Here is a 16151-nt window from a genome sequence, read left to right on the forward strand (position 1 = left end):
CCGCCGGCCTTTACCTGGGACACCCAGCGATCAAAGTCAGCCGGGGTCTGGCCGTGGAGCTTGAACCGCATGTCGGAATAGCCGCGGCCCGTGTAGTTTCCCGAATAGCCCTCGCTTGTCCCGGGCTTGTTGATCACCGCGTTCAGCTCCGACTTCATCGTCGGCATGGCGTAGATCATGCCGGCGAGCGTCGGGGCGTAGAAGGTGTTGAACTGGTCGGTCGAGGTGATCGAGAAGTGGACGGGAACGTCGACCGGGAGCGCGAGCTCATTCACCGTCGCGATGCCGAGATCGGGATAGACGAACAGCCATTTCCAATCGAGCGCGATTGCCTGCACCTCGAGCGGCTTGGTGCCGGCCGGCACTGGCTTGCCAGGCGAGATCCGCTCGAGCGGTCGGAACGGATCGAGCAGGTGCGTGCTCGTCCAGGTGACCGCGCTCAGTGCGATGATGATCAGCAGCGGGCACGCCCAGATGACCAGTTCCAGCGTCGTCGAGTGATCGAATTTCGGGTCGTAGGTCTTGTTGGTGTTGCCGCGGCGGTACTTGCGCGCGAACACGACCGTCAGCACCATGACCGGCACGATGATGAGCAACATGACGCCCGTCGCAAACAGGATCAGGTCGCGCTGCTGGACGGCGATATCGCCGGTCGGGTTCATGACGACCATGTCGCAGCCCCCGAGCAGCGCAGGCAGCGCGAGCACGGGCAGGCGCAAGGCCTTTCGAATGAGCTTGGATCCTGTTCTCAGCATGCTTGCCTGCTAACCCTCCCTTCCTTGACCGACTTTGACTCGGATCAAAGGTGCATCGTTTATCAAAGGCTAGGGTGAACTATCAGCCGGGCAAGATCGTTGCGATCCTGTGTCGCAGACCGGTTGATGACGGAACGGAGGACGAACAGGGATGGTTGCCAGCACCCTCGGCACGGCGAACTCGACTGCGCTCGAGCGGGACGCCCGGCTGATCAATGCCCGAGAGCACAAGGTTCGTCCAGGCGACATCGCGGTTGGCGTGATCATCGGTCGCTCGACCGAGTTCTTCGACTTCTTCGTGTACGCCATTGCGTCCGTTTTGGTCTTTCCCAGCCTGATCTTCCCCTATGTCGATGCGCTCACGGGCACGCTCTACTCGTTCGCGATCTTCGCGCTCGCGTTTATCGCCCGTCCGATCGGGGCGTTCGTCTTTCTGTGGGTCGATCGTCGCCACGGGCGCGGCGTCAAGCTCACGATCGCGATGTTTCTGCTCGGCGGCTCCACGGCTGCCATGGCGTTCCTGCCGAGCTATGCTCAGGTCGGCAGCGTGGCAGCGGTCCTCCTTGCTCTCTTCAGGCTCGGCCAGGGGTTCGCGCAGGGCGGCACCTGGGACGGTCTGCCCGCGTTGCTGTCGCTCAACGCGCCGCAGAACCGCCGCGGCTGGTTCGCGATGATCCCCCAGCTCGGCGCACCGATCGGCCTGTTCGTGGCCGCGGCGGTCTTCGCCTTCCTCCTGACGACGCTCAAGACGGCCGACTTCCTGGAATGGGGCTGGCGCTATCCGTTCTTCGTCGCCTTCGTCATCAACGTGGTGGCTTTGTTCGCCCGTCTCCGCCTCATCTCGACGCCGGAATTCGAGGAACTGTTCGAAAGCCGCGAGCTTCAGCCCTCGCCGGTGACGCAGATGTTCCGCGAGGAGGGACGCACGGTCGTCCTCGGCGCGTTCGCGCCGCTCGCCAGCTTCGCGCTCTTTCATCTCGTTACCGTTTTCCCGCTATCTTGGGTGGTGCTGACCTCGGGCGAAAGCGCGGTGCATTTCCTCGTCATCGAGATGGTGGGTGCGGCCGTCGGTCTTTTGGCCGTGGCTGCGTCGGGCACGATCGCCGACCGGATCGGGCGCCGCACGCTCCTCGGTGTCTCAGCCGCGCTGATCGGGGCCTATAGCGGCTTCGCGCCGCAATTGCTGGGGCGGGGTCCGAGCGGCGAGTGGGTCTACATGATCCTCGGGTTCATCCTCCTCGGGATCTCCTTCGGGCAGTCGTCCGGCGCGACCAACAGCAGCTTCTCTCCGCGCCACCGGTACACAGGCGCGGGGACGACGGCCACGGCGTCGTGGTTCATCGGCGCAGCATTCGCGCCACTGGCTGCGCTGCTGCTCGCGAGTAACTTCGGCCTCATCTCCGTGGGCGCCTATCTGCTGTCGGGGGCGGCCTGCACGCTTGGTGCCCTCGCGCTCAACCGTGAATGGGGCCGTAAGACCGCCTGAGGACCTGATATGATCGACCCTCACAACCAGCAGCCCGCGCCGCGCTTTCGTCATCTGGTGGTGCTGGCCAACCCTGCCCCCGAAGGTTTCGACCACGCCATCGTCGACGCCTATCGAGAGGTCGTCGAAAGCCACCACCAGGACGTGCTGGTTCGCGACCTCTATGCCGTCGGCTTCGATCCGGTGCTCCGCGCCACCGAGCGGCCCACCGAGCCCGGTTGGCTGCCGGCGCCCGACGTAGCGGTCGAACTCGAACATGTGCGCACCTGCGACATCATCGTCTTCGTCTACCCGATCTGGTTCGGGCTGCCGCCTGCCATGCTCAAGGGCTATGTCGACCGGGTGCTGGGGGCCGGCTACAGCTTTCGGGACGTGCACGCGGCGAAGGGACATCCGCTGGTCGAAGGCAAGCCGCTCCTCTCGTTCAGCACGTCCGGCACGCCGCTTTCATGGCTCGGCGAGCAGGGGCAGGTGCTCTCGCTGAAAGAGATCTTCGACGTCTATCTGATGCGCGGGCTGGGCCTGAGCCAGGCCGAGCACATCCGGATCGACTCGGTAGTCCCCGGCATGAAGCCCGTCTATGCAGCCGAGCAGCTCGAGCGCGTCCGCGCAGCGGCGGAAAAGGCCTGTGCCAACCTTGCTGCCGGGCACTACCGCGAACAGGCGCAAGCGGCGCTTCGCCGGCGTCAGGATCACGCCGGCTCTGCCTGAGAAGCGGGTCGGCAGAGAATCGCTGAACTCCTCTACAGCCCACAGCGTTTAGTGTTCAGAGGAGTGAGCCATGAAAGAAGTATATGACGAGCCTTCGAAGGCAGAGGCGAACCACGGGTTGGTCACGGTAACAGGCCCCGACAGCGTCGATGTCGTGATGACGCCGAAGGCAGCGTTGCGGACGGCGGAGCGGATCAGCAGTGCTGCGGTCGCAGCGATTGTCGAGCAGCACGGCCGCCCGCCCGGCGACCGCCACTGATGCGATCAGGCCTGTAGCGCCGCGAGCGGGGCGTGAAGCGACCAGACGAGGCCGCTCGGAAGTTCGTCGACGCCGCCGACGCCGCCCAGCCGCCGAGGCGTCGCTACTCCGAGCAGACGCTCACTCCATGCGTCCAGGGGCGGGCGGACCTGTGGACCGTCGCGCTCCGCCCACTGCAGCCAGATATGGGGCTGTTCCACCGCATTGATCTCCCATCGCAGCGACACATAGCCGTTGTGTCCGCTCAATGCCCCGCAGCGCAGCGAGTGAACTTCCAGTTCGTGAACCGCCAGCGCGATGGCGGCGGCCGTACTCGGACCGACCGCCACGGGCGAACCGACGATGCGCACGCGACTGCTGCGTCCGTCAGCCAGCGCGAGCTCGACCAGCGTCTGTAAGTCGGTAACGTGTGCCTCTGGTTGCACGATCAGATCGCTGATCCTGCTGAGCAACGCAACGCGGGCTGCCACTTCCTGACCTTTGACGAGGAGCGGCTCGTCGCTATCCATCGCCTGACTGGTAAGTGCCGACACCATGGTGAGCAGGTTGCGGAGCGCATGACGGGCGCCATCCACCGGAATAAAGCCGTTCGCCGGCGGTTGACCCGCGCATGGCAGCGCCAGCTTGCTCACGATATCGTCGAACTCATCCTTGAGCTGCACCTGCGTGCCGTCGACGAACCGAACGGTCGTGCCGGACTCCTCGCAGCATAGGTGTGTCACGGCCGAGGGGCTGATCGCGATCGGTCGCCCGTCGGCCAGCGCAAAGGTGGCGCCATCGATTCCCATCAGCTCCGGTTCGGAAGCGGTCAAGGCAGCATTCGTCTCCGCTTTCGCCCACGCGTCCAGCGCTTCGGAGAGAAGACAGGCGAAGACGCTGCTGCCGGCGTCGGCGTTGTCGAGCAAGCCGAGCGCCCGTCGCACGAGCACCACCGCCGTTCGTTCCGCTGCCTTCGATTCCATCATGATCCTCTTCGTCCCCCGCTTGTCTACCGGCCCGCTTCATCACGGCAAGGGGCCTCTCTCGCGCCCTCCTTTAGAAAGAACCGCTCGGCTTTGATCGCGGTCAAAGTGTTCTGCGCGGGCCGCCGTCATGGCTTAGAGCAGGAGGGTCTACTTTGGAACACATGGTCATCGAGCGCCGGGTTCTGCCCTTCCGGCGCAACTGGCACGTCGTCAACGAGGTCGACCTTGCGCCCTTGCTCGCCGACCACGTCGCGGTTCGTCGCATGTGTCAGCGGGCAGAGGATCTTGCCGACCAGTTGGGCGACGACCCGGGACTTGAGCAGCGAGTAAGCCTCGCCGAGAACGTGCGCTGCTGCATTCGCGATCACGTGAAGGTAACGAGCAATTGTCTTGAACGGTTGTTCGGCGGAGAGGCCTTGCGTTTCGGCCAAGGTGTGCTCGCGCGCATCCTTCTTGGTCAGATCTCCGATGCGGTGCATGCGGAGGACGTGATCGAGCTACTCCAGGGGGAGACGCTCGAGCTCGAGAAGATCGACATGCTGAGCTATATGCTGCGCTGCCTGTTCGACAATTATCGCCGCGCAATCGACTTCGAGGAGCTGGCGCTGCTGAGTTTGGCCGGAACGCGCCTGTCCGCTGAGGCGCGGCTGGCGCTCGAGCACAGCCTGGAGCGCGGCGGGACCGCTTGACCTAGGCTGCCGCGAGCGCTTCCAGGGCGCCGCGATCGGAAATCGTCACGGCGCGTGCGCCGGGGAGGCTGATGATGCCCGCGGTCTTGAGACGTGTGAGCTGGCGGCTTACGGTCTCGATCGTGAGACCAAGAACGTCGGCTATCTGGCCGCGAGTCAGCGGAAGGTCAAAGGTCAACGGCGCGCCGGCACTCGCCCGGCATCCGGCGTCACCGACCTTGGTAGCCATCTCCAGGAGAAAGTCGGCGACACGCTCGCCAGCGGTCTTGCGCGAGATCATCAGCATGCGCGCCCGTGCCTCCTGGAGCGCGGTCAACGTCCGCTGCAACAGCAGCCGTTCCATGCGAATATGGTCGTCGAGCACATGTTCGAACTGACGCCGCGGAAACACGCACAGCTCGACGTCGGTCAGCGCCTCGACTGTGTGATCGGCTTCCTCCGCATAGGGCCGGCCGACGAAGTCGGCCGGGTAGAGCAGCCCGACAATCTGCTCGCGACCGTCCGGAGTGGAAGTCGCGAGCTTGAGCATGCCGTCCAGCACGTTGCCACAGATGACGCTCTCATCCCCCGCCCAAATGATCGTCGAGCCCCGGGGATAGCGACGGCGATCGCCGATCGCGTTGAGCGCCTTGAGTTCGCGATCATCGAGGCTACCGCATAGAGCCGCATCGCGAACCGCACATTCCGAGCAGATATCCGAACTTGCCATGCCGCCACCTTAGCGGTGGACGCGGGGATTGTCCCCCTTTTCAATGATCAGCAGTGCATCGAGCCGGGCAGGGTGGGGCCGTCGCCATCCTTCTGAAGCGTTGATGGCGTACGAGCGGCGCCTGCGCGCCGTTTAGAGCCTGATCCCCAGCCCCACGCCGACCACCAGCGGATCGAGATGCAACGAGACCTGCTGCGTTCCGATCGCCGTAGTCCGCAGGCGCGCTTTGGTATCGATGTCGATATATTTGACGTCGAGGTTGACGAACACCTTGCGCGTGATGTCGACGTCGACACCCGCTTGCGCGGCCCAGCCGAAGCTGTCGCTCATATGCACGTTCGTCTGGCCGACTGCCTTCTCGAGGCCGGCCGATGCCTTCTCGTTCCAGAATATGGTGTAGTTCAACCCGGCTCCGACATAGGGCCGAACGTGGCTGGTCGGCGCGAAATGATATTGCGCGGTCAGCGTCGGCGGCAGCACCCAGGTCGATGCAAGCCGGCCGATCGAGCCCGTGGTTCCCGTCCGCCCGTCGGCATGATGCTTCGTCGTCGACGCGATCAGCTCGAAGCCGAGGTGATTGGTGGCCATGTAGGTGGCGTCGACCTCGGGCATGAAGCTGTTGTCGACACTGACCTTTTCGCCCGGGAAGGTCGGAAGGACGCTGCCTGAGCGCTCATTGGGCGCGACCATGATCGCGCGCAGCCGCACGAGCACGTCACCTGCGGCGACGCCCGTCCGATCGTCTGGGGAGGGCGCACTCTGCGCTGCTGCAGGGCTCGCCACCAGAAGCGCGCACGCCGCTATTGCTGCGCTTGAAACCAGATACCGCGTCATCGTCTACTCCATCCTTGATGCCGCAGCAGCTAGGATGAGGTCGCAAGAACCGCTTTGACGCGAGTCAAAGACGGTTTTGGGGAAGTCGCGCAGTTTTCGCCCATGTGGACCTATTACCCCGAACTGCTCGCCAAGCCGGTGCCGCGCTACACGAGTTATCCGACCGCTGCCGAGTTCACCGAAACAGTGGCGTCGGCCGACTTGGAAGCCCGACTGGCAGATCTGCCCGCTGAAGAGCCGCTCTCGCTCTACGTTCACATTCCCTATTGTCGGGAAATCTGCTGGTATTGTGGCTGCAATACCGGCGCTGCCACGCGAGAGGCGCGCCTATCCGCCTATGTGGACCGTCTTCACGACGAGATCGACCTGTTCGCCGCGGAGCTTGGGTCACGGGGTGTCGTTGGACGGATAGCATTCGGGGGCGGGAGCCCGAACGCGATCGCGCCGGAAGTCTTCCTGAGGCTGGTCGACCGGATCAAGACGGCATTCCGCCACGACCGGCCGGTTATCTCGGTCGAGCTCGACCCGCGCGGGTTCGACGAAACATGGGCCGCGGCGCTGGCGACTGCCCAAGTCGAGCGGGCAAGCCTCGGCGTCCAGACGTTCGATCCCGCCATCCAGGCGAGGATCGGGCGCGTGCAGCCCGCCGAGCTGATCGAGCGGACGGTCTCCTTGCTGCGCACGGCGGGCATCACGTCGCTGAATTTCGACCTGATGTACGGCCTGCCGGGCCAGACCGCTCGGGAATTGGAAGCGAGCCTCGCGGCAGCGCTGGCCCTGGCACCGGATCGGCTCGCCGTCTTCGGCTACGCGCATGTCCCGCAGCTCTTGCCTCGGCAGCGCCGGATTGATGCCTCACAGCTGCCGAGCGCGCGTGATCGGTTCGACCAGGCCGCGCTTGCTCATCGCGTTCTGACCGGGAAGGGATATCAGCCGGTCGGTTTCGATCATTTTGCCACGCCGGGTGACCCCCTGGCGATCGCAGCGCGTGACGGCACCCTTCGCCGCAACTTCCAGGGCTTCACAGACGATCGGGCCACATGCCTGCTTGGGCTTGGCGCGAGTGCGATCAGCAGCTTTCCGGACCGTCTGCTGCAGAACGAGAAGAATACCGGCCGCTGGCATCTCGCGCTGGGCGCCGGCCGCTTCGCAACGCACCGCGGCGTGCTGCGCACGCCGGAAGATCGCGCGCGGGGAACGATCGTCGAGGATATCCTGACCCGCGGCGCTGCCGATCTGTCACCCCTGACCGGCAGATCATGCGTACGCGCCTTGCTGCTCGATTTCGAAGCACGCGGGCTGCTGCGCTGGCGCGGCGAGTCGATCGTGCTTGCGGAAGGTGGCTTGCCCTATGCGCGCGTGATCGCCGCCCGGCTCGACCAGTATCGTGGCGAAAGCATCGGTCGCTTCAGCCATGCCGTTTGAAGGCCCTTCTGCCGCGCCGGCGAGCGCCGCTCGATCCGCCACGCGCGCTACCGTGCTTCATCTCTGCGGGCTGTGCGACCAGGTCGGCGAAAGCGAGGGCCAGGCACTGCGCAGGATTGGGCGGCGCCAGCGCATTCGATCGGGCGACCAGTTGATCTGCTCCACCGCGGGCGATGCCATCGTCGGCAATCTTACCAGGGGCGTGCTGGAGGTAGTTCGGTCCGAGGGCGACGGCGCCCGGAGCGTCGGCCTCGTCTTTCCCGGCGAGATCGTCGGCCATCCCTTTGGCCCGCCTGCGAACGCTACGGTACGCGCGTTGACCGACGCCCAGCTCTGCATTTTCCCCCGGTCTGCGTTGGAGCAAGTCTCGCGCGACTACCCGGCTGTGCAACGGGCGCTTCTGCGCTGTGCCTTGCACAGCTTGTCCGAGGCGCGGCGCTGGCTGCTGATCATCGGTCGGCAAAGCGCTCGCGAACGCGTGGTAGCCTTTCTACTTGAATTCGCACGACGCCAGCGGGCCGGCGCACCGAGCGGCGACACACTCGATCTGCCCTTGAAAAGGGGGAGCATCGGCGATCTCCTGGGGCTCTCGATGGAGACGATCAGCCGCCAGTTGCAGGCACTGGCGCGGGCCGGCTTGATCGCTCTCCCGAGCCGCCGCACTATCGAACTGGTGGACCGTCCTGGGCTCGAGCGCCTTGTCGGTGCGAGGCGATCAACGCTCGAGGGAGTGATGGCATGACAGATCAAGGAACAGTCGAGCTCGAAACACGAAGCGGTTTCTGGTTCCGGGTCCGCCCGACCCGCGACGCTGACGAGGCGAAGCTCGCGGCTTTCTTCCGCGCATTAGGACCTGAAGACCTCCGCTTTCGCTTTCTGAGTACAATCCGCGAAGTCAGCCACGATCGCCTGGTCGAGATGATCGAGCACAAGCCCGAGACGGACAGCGTGGTTGCCGAGAGCAAGGCGGGCGAGATCGTCGCCGCAGCCATACTCGCGGGTGATCCTGCTACGCGCCGTGGCGAGGTCGCGATCAGCATCCGCGCCGACCACAAGGGGAAAGGGATCGGCTGGTCGTTGCTCGAACACCTGGTCGAGACCGCACGGCAACGTGGTTACGCGAGCATCGAGTCACTCGAGGATCGTCAGAACCGTTCGGCAATTGCGCTCGAACAGGAGATGGGGTTCATCGCAGAACCGCTCGACGACGATCCAACGCTGGTTCGCGTCAGCCGGCAACTGACCTGAACTAGCGGTCGGCCTGTAACACGGAGATGCGGCTCCCGGTGCCGCTACTCGCGAGCGAGTCACGAGTGACCAGAAGCGTGGCGCCGGGGCGAAGGGCGGTCTCCAGCTGGACCCGGAAGCCATCAGGGAGGTGACCTCGCGCCCGGTCCGCGGCGCTCAGTTCGCCGGCGTCGGAAAGGCGCTGTCCGGGAAGAGGGAGGCGCAGCCAATGCGGACCGCCGGCGTCGATCGCGCGTAGGGTGAACGCCTCGGTTTGCGTAATGGGTTCGTCCAGCCGGATCGCGGCCGAGCCGATTTCCACGCCGTTACGTAAAACCACGAGCCGCCGATCGCGCCCGCTGACCACAATCGAGAGGGGGCCTTCCGCCGACAGCTCAGGCGTCCAGCGGTAGGTTGTCGGTGCCGTATGGCCGTCATCGAGCGCATGGTCCAGCATGCCCGCTGCGGGCGCCACCTCGGGCACCAGGCTGTCGTTGGTGATCACGACCGTCAGGCCGAGCTTGGTCACGGTAAAGAGCAACTTGGCGAAAGCGAGCGGCAGGCGCACGCAACCATGGCTTGCCGGGTAGCCCGGCAGGGCGCCCGCATGAAGCGCGATGCCGTCCCAGGTCAGGCGCTGCATGAACGGCATCGACGCGCCGCTGTACAGGTTCGACGTGTGGTCGACGTCCTTTTGCAGGATCGTGAAGACGCCGGTGGGCGTCTCATGCCCGCGCATGCCGGAGGAGATGGTGGACACGCCGATCGGCACGCCGTTGCGATAGACGAAGGCACGCTGCGCCTTGAGGCTGACGATCATCGTCACTGGGCCGTCTGGAGCGATCTGCGGTGCCCAAAGATATTCTCCGGGCTTGAGCTTCTCAATCGGGCCATCGATCGCAACCGGCACGGACGCTTGCGGAGCCGCGATCATCGGAGCCAGAAGTAATACGGGAGCGAGGGACAAAAACACGCGCTTTCCTAGCGAGCAGGGCGCGCTTCGTCCAATCGGCTCAGCACCTTCGCCAGTCTGCCGGCAGGATCAGGCCGCGAGCGAGAGCCGGTTGCGACCCTGATCCTTGGACTGGTAGAGCGCGACGTCCGCCGCCGTCAGCGCATCTGCAAGGCCAGTGTCGCCGTCGAGCGCCGCGAGCCCGACGCTGACGGTCGCGTGCACGGTCCGTCCGTCCGCGGTTATCATACGGGCGGCTGCAAACTGCATTCGCACGCGCTCGCACGCGTCACGCGCTGCCTGCAGGTTCAGATTGGCGAATAGGACGGCAAACTCCTCTCCGCCCAGGCGTGCGACCGTGTCGCTCGAGCGAGTGTTGGCTCTCAGGATGTCGGCAAAGGCGCAGAGCACCTCGTCGCCCACGCCGTGGCCGAACTGGTCGTTGACGTCCTTGAAGTGGTCGAGGTCAAAGACGGCGAGATAATGCCGCCACGGCAGCAGGCGTTGCTGGAGCTGGCGTTCGGCCACCTCGAAAGCTCGCCGGTTCGGAAGGCCTGTCAGCGCGTCGGTGCCGGCTGCGCGTTGTAGGCTCGATTCCAATGCCTTGCGCTCGGATATGTCCCGGACGACGTTCACGCTCCCGGATATCTGATCGTTCTCGTCCGTGATCGCGCAGGTATGGCTCTCGAACCATGCAAGCTCACCCGAAGCTTTCGTCGCGCGAAACTCGAACATGATTGTCTGATCAGGCGCCTGCATGGCTTGACGGTGGGCTTCTTCGACCGCGTCTACATCGTCAGGCGCGACGATGTGGCGAGCGAGCTTCCCGACCACGGCATCCGGTCCATAGCCAGCGATGGTGACGAGCGACGGCGAGGCGAAGCTGATGATGCCGTCGGCGGTCACCGCCATGATGATGTCGCCACTTCGGTCGGTGATGATCTTGTGCAGCGCCGCCTGTGCCTGCACTTCCGAAAACAGGAGCTTACGCCGCTTCAGCTCGGTCGCGGCCGGTAGCGCCATCAATGTTGCGACCACCAGATACAGCTGGAAGAGCAGGAGTTTCGTGCTGGTACTGGCGCCCGGTATTGCCACGGGTCCCAGCCCGCGGGCGGTACAGATTGCGCCCACTACCGTGATCACCAGGAGGGCCGTCGCGGCGCCGAGGCGGCCGAGCCGGAACACCATGAGCATCAATGGAAGCAGGGGGACGAACATTAGTGGCAGTCGCGTTTGCGCGAATACGAGCCCGGTCACGGCAACAAGGAACCCGGTGAGCAGCGCCGCTTCGCACGCCTCGCGTCGCTCGACCGAACGCGCCCAGCCTGCCACATCTCCGCCGATGACGAGCTTGACCATGGGCATCACCGTGAGCGTGCCCAGCGCATGAGCGGCGTACCAGTTGAAGGCGTTGCTTCCGGCCGGGAGCCCCGTCGCCCAATGAGCGAGAAGTCCAGCCGGAACCGCGGTGCCAGCCGGCACGACAACTCCTGCCACGATGATGAGGATAGCGAGTTCGCGGAGGGACGTCAGATGGCCCGGGACAGGCACGAACCGACGCATCAGCCATGCGATTGCGGCACCTTCGGCAATGTTGATGAGCGCGAACGGAAGGGCAACGCCGACACCGAGCCCCTCGAGACTGGTCGCAAGCGCGCTTGCTGCGGCGCAGGCGGCGAGGCGTAGCGCCCACGACCGCTCAGGGCGATAGCGTAGGTCGACTGCCAGCAGCGGGGTCGCGAACCAGAGAAGCGCCACGCCGCCGTCGACGCGGGCGTAGGTTACAGCAGCTAACGCGGCGGCAAAGTACGCAAGCGCGAGCTGTAGCGCCTGCGGCAATTCCGCTTTCCAATTTCTGAGATCCGAAGCCGATACCATGCCGAAATGATTTAGCCGCAAATGGTTAACGATAGTTAACGGAACGAGGCATGGGAGCCGAGTGTCACTGCCGCTCATATCGGCGTCACTGCCCAGAACGGCGTCGTCACGCTTACGGGGCACGTCGACAACTTTCTTCAGAAGCGCGCAGCCGAACATGCGGCGGCACGGGTCAAGGGCGTCAAGGCGGTGGTCGAGGAGCTGAAGGTCGAGCTCCACCCCACCATGGTCCGCAGCGATGAGGACATCGCCAAGGCGGCCGCAATGCGCCTGGACTGGGAAGTCAGCGTCCCGCGCGACGCCGTCAAGATCAAGGTCGAGAATGGGTGGGTGACGCTCACCGGCGAGGTCGACTGGCATTATCAGAAGGACGCAGCGGAACGGCATATTCATGGCCTCTACGGCGTCGTCGGCGTGCTCAACGAGACCACGATCAAGCCGCGGGCGGATGCTACCAACATCGGGCATAACATCGATCTCGCGCTGCATCGCTCGTGGTTCGATCCCAAAACAATCACGGTCACGACTCAGGGCGGCAAGGTAAAGTTGACCGGTTCGGTCGAAACGCCAGGAGATCGCTACGTCGCGGGCACAACGGCGTGGGGCGCCCCAGGCGCGACCGAGGTCGAAAACGATCTCATCATCGCCTGATATCGGACGCGGACCGCCCGCGGCAGCGGGCGGTCCGTCTTGATCGGAGTGAGAATGAGTATCTTCGCCACGGCGGAGCCGGCTACCGTTGCCCGCCTGACCACATAGAGGACCGCACCATAAAAAATTAACTGTTCGGGGCGGCCAAGCGAGCCGGCCCATCCGATCGCGAGAAGTCCATCAAGGCTCTGGCGGCGGCCCGCAGAGTTGCTAATCCAGGCGCGACATCAACGTCCCACGCCCGCATTTGCGGCAGGCTCAGCCTGCCCCGCTGAAGCCGCCACCGCGACAAGTGGAAACCTCCGACGCCCTTAAGAAAAATTCCTTCCACGGGCCGACGTGACTCGTCGTGAGCTGTCGCCCAGGAGAACAATGTCGCGAGACCTTCGCATGGCACTCAGCCCATCCTCTCGAGCCAATCGCCGATCGCCCGCCATGTTGCCAGGCTTCTCTCGGCCGTTCGGGCCATTCTAGGAATGTAAATAGGCGTCCAACCGGGACCCCTTATCGGCGTGTAAAAGGGACCCCCTTCGTCGAGCATCGGCACGGGGATCATGGGCGTACCGTTCGCGCTGGTTGCGGCGTAGGGCGGGCGTAGCCCGGCCGGAGGCGCAACCAGCGCGAAGCGTCCTTTGCCATCTGCCCCGGGTGTCAGCTGCGGTGCTTGAGACGCCAGCTGTCATTGCCGGTCTCGACGATGTCGCAGTGGTGCGTGAGCCGATCGAGCATGGCGGTCGTCATCTTGGGATCACCGAACACGGTGGGCCACTCGCCGAACGCCAGGTTGGTGGTGATGATCACCGAAGTGCGCTCGTAGAGCTTGCTGACGAGGTGGAACAGCAACTGCCCACCGGACCGCGCGAACGGCAGGTAGCCGAGCTCATCGAGCACGACCACATCAAGCCGGGAGAGCTGGGCGGCCAGGGTCCCGGCCTTGCCGATCCGGGCCTCTTCCTCGAGCCGGTTCACAAGGTCGACGGTGTTGAAGTAGCGGCCACGAGCGCCGGCACGCACGACGCTGGCCATGATGGCGACCGCCAGGTGGGTCTTGCCGGTGCCGGTACCCCCGACCAGCACAACGTTGCGCCGGCGGGTGAGGAACGACCCGGTATGTAGCGAGCGGACCAGGTCCTCGTTGATCGGCGTGCCCTCGAACACGAACGCATCGAGGTCCTTCACTACCGGCAGCTTGGCGGCACCCATGCGGTAGCGGATCGAGGCGGCATGGCGATGTGCGGCTTCGGCCCGCAGCAGATCAGTCAGGATCTCCATGATCGTGCGCTTGCGCTGCACGCCGGTGGTGACCGCCTCGTCGAACGCGCCGGCCATGCCCTTCATGCCAAGGCCGCTCATTGCAGCGATCATCTCATGCCGCTGCACGGGCGCCTCGCAGCAGATCGTAGCGGGCACAGTCGGCGATCGGCGGATGCGCCAGCATCAGCGCGTCCGACGTGACGATCGTCGGCGGCCGTGGCGGCTCGCGTCGGCGTGCCAGGATGTTGAGGATCACGTCGTCGCTGGCGGCACCGTTGTCGAGCGCCTCGCGGATCGCCTCCTCGACCGCATCCAGCCCATCGGTCAGCACCGCCGAGAGCACGCGCACGAACCTCCGGTCGGCATCATCGCCGGGCCCCAGCTTGCGCCGCAATCGGGCAAGCGCCGGCGGCAGCTCCCATCCCTGGAACGGCGCACCGTTCCTCAGGGCACCAGGCTTCCTGGCCAGCACCGGCAGGTAGTGCCATGGATCAAGGATCATCCGGTCGCGGCCGAACGAGCGGGCGTGTTCGGCAACTACCTCGTCGTCCAGCCGCACGACGATCCGGTCGGCATAGGCGCGCACCTGCACCGCACGCCGCGCCGCCTTGGCCATGACCGAGTAGCGGTTGCGGTCGAAGCTGATCAGGCAGGTGCCGGTCACCGCGTGCGGCGTCTCGTGGAAGCCATCGAACGGTGCCAGCATCGACTGCAATGCAGGACGCTCCGCCTCCCACGCCTGGGCGACGGTCAGCTCCTTCTGGTCGGGATGCGGGTGCAGCTCGGCCCAGCGCCGGCACTCCGCCTCCAGCCACCCGTTCAGCTCTTCCAGGCTGGCGAACCGCAGCCGCGGCTGGAAGAAGCGCCCGCGGATCGTCTGGACCTGGTGCTCGACCTGGCCCTTCTCCCATCCCGCCGCCGGCGAGCAGGCGGTCGGCTCGACCATGTAGTGGTCGGCCATGATCAGGAAGCGGCGGTTGAACACCCGGTCCTTGCCGGTGAACACGCTCGCCACCGCGGTCTTCATGTTGTCGTAGATGCCACGGGTCGGCACCCCGCCGAAGAAGGCGAACGCGCGCGCATGCGCGTCGAACACCATCTCCTGCGTCTCGCGCGGATAAGCCCGGACGTACGCCGCCCGCGACGCACACAGCCGCATGTGCGCGACCTTCACCCGCACCGGCACGCCGGCGATCTCCACGTCCTCGTGGCTCCAGTCGAACTGGTACGCCTCGCCCGGCCTGAACATCAGCGGGATGAACGCTGCCGTCACCACGCCCGCATCCTTGCGCCGCGCAATCTTCCAGCGCGCGACATAGCGGCGCACTGCATCGTAGGAGCCCTCGAACCCCTCGCGCAGCAGCAGATCGTGCAGCCGGGTCATCCGCACCCGCTCGCGCCGCGGCCGTGCCTCGTTCTCCGCCAGCAACGCATCCAGCCGCTCCTGGAACGGTCCGATCCTCGGCAGCGGCTGCACCGCTCGCCGATAGGTGAACTCCGCCTCCGGCGCCCGGATCGCCTTCCTCACCACCTTGCGCGACAACCTCAGGTCACGCGCGATCGCCTTGATCGACTTGCCCTCGGCGTGCTCGCGCCGAACCCGAACCACCGTCTCCAATATCAGCATCCCGATCCCGCCGCCCTGGTCGCCACCAAAGCAGACGCGCCTAGAACATCAGGATGTGGGGTCCCTTTTAGACGCCGATCACCCCGCTACCGGGGTCCTCATTGCACGCCGATCCTCATTCTAGGAAAGAGTAGCTAAGCCGGAGCACAGGCCCGAAGACTTGCGCTCGCGCCGGCAGCCCCTGCGACGTTAACCGATGCTCTTGATAGGGCACGATGCCTTCACCGCGCCTCGTCCCCGCGGCGTTTCTTGCTCTTGTCGGCGGGTGCAGGTCTGTCTCGCCCGAGGCGCTTAGGCTGCTTCGGCTTCGCCGATCTTTCGCTCAAGGTGGCCCTTTTCGTGATCGTGGACGAGGCGCGTCAGCGACGGTTCGTCCAGCTCGGCCAGTAGGTCGGAAAGCTTTTCATGTGGCTTCGCGTCCGACGCGAAGGATGGGCCGTAGACCTTGCGCAACGTGCTCACCAGCGTGTTGCCGTGCTTGCGGGAAATCTCACCATTTTTATCGCGGTGACGGCCATGCAGTCCTGGTTGTTGCATCATGTTCTTCCTTGCAGCCGATGATCAAGATCAACGCCTGGCCGCAGCTCTGGCTCCCGCAGCGGGTGTTTCTCTGCCCGCTAACGATTGATGGCTCGGGCCTCCGGTGCTGCTCGCGCAATCTGCCATCGCGGCCGCGGCAGTTGCCCCGTCTCATGCGAGCCCGTCCCACTCCCGCGCCATGATGCTCGT

At 65.1% G+C, this 16151-nt stretch carries 17 protein-coding genes and 1 pseudogene; 9 read left to right on the plus strand and 9 right to left on the minus strand.

Annotation, left to right across the window (positions count from 1 at the left end; all coding sequences use genetic code 11):
* On the minus strand, window positions 1–755 hold a 755-nt coding region (cyoA, locus tag ABC319_RS18795; RefSeq protein ID WP_413071796.1), incomplete at its 3' end, for a ubiquinol oxidase subunit II.
* Window positions 756–906: 151 nt separating this feature from the next.
* Between cyoA and ABC319_RS18800 the strand changes: the two genes are divergently transcribed.
* From ABC319_RS18800 to ABC319_RS18810, 3 genes are all read left to right on the plus strand, one after another.
* On the plus strand, window positions 907–2241 hold the full coding sequence (locus tag ABC319_RS18800; protein WP_413071797.1) for an MFS transporter: 1335 nt from the start codon (window positions 907–909) through the stop codon (window positions 2239–2241).
* Between the two features lie 9 nt (window positions 2242–2250).
* Window positions 2251–2952, plus strand: coding sequence for an NAD(P)H-dependent oxidoreductase (locus ABC319_RS18805; protein WP_413071798.1), 702 nt, complete (start codon window positions 2251–2253; stop codon window positions 2950–2952).
* A 70-nt stretch (window positions 2953–3022) separates the two neighbouring features.
* Window positions 3023–3211, plus strand: coding sequence for a hypothetical protein (locus ABC319_RS18810; RefSeq protein WP_413071799.1), 189 nt, complete (start codon window positions 3023–3025; stop codon window positions 3209–3211).
* A gap of 5 nt (window positions 3212–3216) precedes the next feature.
* On the opposite strand, the gene ABC319_RS18815 is transcribed toward ABC319_RS18810, so the two are convergent.
* Window positions 3217–4176 carry an HWE histidine kinase domain-containing protein gene (locus ABC319_RS18815; protein WP_413071800.1) on the minus strand — a complete coding sequence of 320 codons (960 nt, stop codon included), beginning with the start codon at window positions 4174–4176 and terminating at the stop codon, window positions 3217–3219.
* A 152-nt stretch (window positions 4177–4328) separates the two neighbouring features.
* Between ABC319_RS18815 and ABC319_RS18820 the strand changes: the two genes are divergently transcribed.
* Window positions 4329–4865 carry a hypothetical protein gene (locus tag ABC319_RS18820; RefSeq protein WP_413071801.1) on the plus strand — a complete coding sequence of 179 codons (537 nt, stop codon included), beginning with the start codon at window positions 4329–4331 and terminating at the stop codon, window positions 4863–4865.
* A 1-nt stretch (window position 4866) separates the two neighbouring features.
* Here the strand turns inward: ABC319_RS18820 and ABC319_RS18825 are convergent, their stop codons facing one another.
* On the minus strand, window positions 4867–5574 hold the full coding sequence (locus tag ABC319_RS18825; RefSeq protein WP_413071802.1) for a Crp/Fnr family transcriptional regulator: 708 nt from the start codon (window positions 5572–5574) through the stop codon (window positions 4867–4869).
* A gap of 132 nt (window positions 5575–5706) precedes the next feature.
* Window positions 5707–6408: an OmpW/AlkL family protein gene (locus ABC319_RS18830; protein WP_413071803.1), complete on the minus strand. Its 702-nt coding sequence runs from the start codon at window positions 6406–6408 to the stop codon at window positions 5707–5709.
* A gap of 102 nt (window positions 6409–6510) precedes the next feature.
* Here ABC319_RS18830 and hemN point away from each other — a divergent pair, with 102 nt between their 5' ends.
* Genes hemN through ABC319_RS18845 form a run of 3 tightly spaced genes read left to right on the plus strand, consistent with a single transcriptional unit; the run spans window position 6511 to window position 9081 of the window.
* Complete coding sequence (hemN, locus tag ABC319_RS18835; protein ID WP_413071944.1) at window positions 6511–7833, plus strand: oxygen-independent coproporphyrinogen III oxidase; 1323 nt, start codon at window positions 6511–6513, stop codon at window positions 7831–7833.
* A complete protein-coding gene (locus tag ABC319_RS18840) occupies window positions 7796–8575 on the plus strand; it encodes a Crp/Fnr family transcriptional regulator (RefSeq protein WP_413071804.1) in 780 nt (259 codons plus the stop codon). The genes hemN and ABC319_RS18840 overlap by 38 nt, the downstream gene beginning before the upstream one ends.
* Entirely contained in the window at window positions 8572–9081 is a 510-nt protein-coding gene (locus tag ABC319_RS18845) for a GNAT family N-acetyltransferase (protein WP_413071805.1), read from the plus strand. Before ABC319_RS18840 ends, ABC319_RS18845 begins: the two co-directional genes overlap by 4 nt.
* Window position 9082: 1 nt before the next feature.
* On the opposite strand, the gene ABC319_RS18850 is transcribed toward ABC319_RS18845, so the two are convergent.
* Together ABC319_RS18850 and ABC319_RS18855 are read right to left on the minus strand one after the other, a co-directional pair.
* On the minus strand, window positions 9083–10033 hold the full coding sequence (locus tag ABC319_RS18850; RefSeq protein ID WP_413071806.1) for a L,D-transpeptidase: 951 nt from the start codon (window positions 10031–10033) through the stop codon (window positions 9083–9085).
* Between the two features lie 69 nt (window positions 10034–10102).
* A complete protein-coding gene (locus tag ABC319_RS18855; RefSeq protein WP_413071945.1) occupies window positions 10103–11968 on the minus strand; it encodes a sensor domain-containing diguanylate cyclase in 1866 nt (621 codons plus the stop codon).
* On the opposite strand from ABC319_RS18855, the pseudogene ABC319_RS18860 reads away from it, so the two are divergent.
* Window positions 11969–12040 (plus strand): annotated as a pseudogene (locus tag ABC319_RS18860) (BON domain-containing protein); the annotation flags it as partial.
* A gap of 39 nt (window positions 12041–12079) precedes the next feature.
* Entirely contained in the window at window positions 12080–12541 is a 462-nt protein-coding gene (locus tag ABC319_RS18865; RefSeq protein ID WP_413071807.1) for a BON domain-containing protein, read from the plus strand.
* Between the two features lie 651 nt (window positions 12542–13192).
* On the opposite strand, the gene istB is transcribed toward ABC319_RS18865, so the two are convergent.
* From istB to ABC319_RS18880, 3 genes are all read right to left on the minus strand, one after another.
* Window positions 13193–13921, minus strand: coding sequence for an IS21-like element helper ATPase IstB (gene istB, locus ABC319_RS18870; RefSeq protein ID WP_413071808.1), 729 nt, complete (start codon window positions 13919–13921; stop codon window positions 13193–13195).
* Window positions 13908–15422 (minus strand): IS21 family transposase, encoded by a 1515-nt coding sequence (istA, locus tag ABC319_RS18875; protein WP_413071809.1) that lies wholly within the window; start codon window positions 15420–15422, stop codon window positions 13908–13910. Before istA ends, istB begins: the two co-directional genes overlap by 14 nt.
* Before the next feature lie 291 nt (window positions 15423–15713).
* Window positions 15714–15962 (minus strand): hypothetical protein, encoded by a 249-nt coding sequence (locus ABC319_RS18880; RefSeq protein ID WP_413071810.1) that lies wholly within the window; start codon window positions 15960–15962, stop codon window positions 15714–15716.
* Window positions 15963–16151: the final 189 nt, after the last annotated feature.

Source organism: Sphingomonas phoenicis (genome assembly GCF_047238005.1).
Taxonomy (GTDB): Bacteria; Pseudomonadota; Alphaproteobacteria; order Sphingomonadales; family Sphingomonadaceae; genus Sphingomonas.

What these genes read in the sequence shown, in the direction of transcription:
- ABC319_RS18845 (WP_413071805.1), top strand. Translation starts at nt 8,572, where the DNA reads ATGACAGATCAAGGAACAGTCGAGCTCGAAACACGAAGCGGTTTCTGG.
- istA (WP_413071809.1), bottom strand. Translation starts at nt 15,422, where the DNA reads ATGCTGATATTGGAGACGGTGGTTCGGGTTCGGCGCGAGCACGCCGAG.
- ABC319_RS18805 (WP_413071798.1), top strand. Translation starts at nt 2,251, where the DNA reads ATGATCGACCCTCACAACCAGCAGCCCGCGCCGCGCTTTCGTCATCTG.
- ABC319_RS18815 (WP_413071800.1), bottom strand. Translation starts at nt 4,176, where the DNA reads ATGATGGAATCGAAGGCAGCGGAACGAACGGCGGTGGTGCTCGTGCGA.
- ABC319_RS18830 (WP_413071803.1), bottom strand. Translation starts at nt 6,408, where the DNA reads ATGACGCGGTATCTGGTTTCAAGCGCAGCAATAGCGGCGTGCGCGCTT.
- ABC319_RS18880 (WP_413071810.1), bottom strand. Translation starts at nt 15,962, where the DNA reads ATGATGCAACAACCAGGACTGCATGGCCGTCACCGCGATAAAAATGGT.
- ABC319_RS18855 (WP_413071945.1), bottom strand. Translation starts at nt 11,968, where the DNA reads ATGAGCGGCAGTGACACTCGGCTCCCATGCCTCGTTCCGTTAACTATC.
- hemN (WP_413071944.1), top strand. Translation starts at nt 6,511, where the DNA reads ATGTGGACCTATTACCCCGAACTGCTCGCCAAGCCGGTGCCGCGCTAC.
- ABC319_RS18810 (WP_413071799.1), top strand. Translation starts at nt 3,023, where the DNA reads ATGAAAGAAGTATATGACGAGCCTTCGAAGGCAGAGGCGAACCACGGG.
- ABC319_RS18825 (WP_413071802.1), bottom strand. Translation starts at nt 5,574, where the DNA reads ATGGCAAGTTCGGATATCTGCTCGGAATGTGCGGTTCGCGATGCGGCT.
- ABC319_RS18800 (WP_413071797.1), top strand. Translation starts at nt 907, where the DNA reads ATGGTTGCCAGCACCCTCGGCACGGCGAACTCGACTGCGCTCGAGCGG.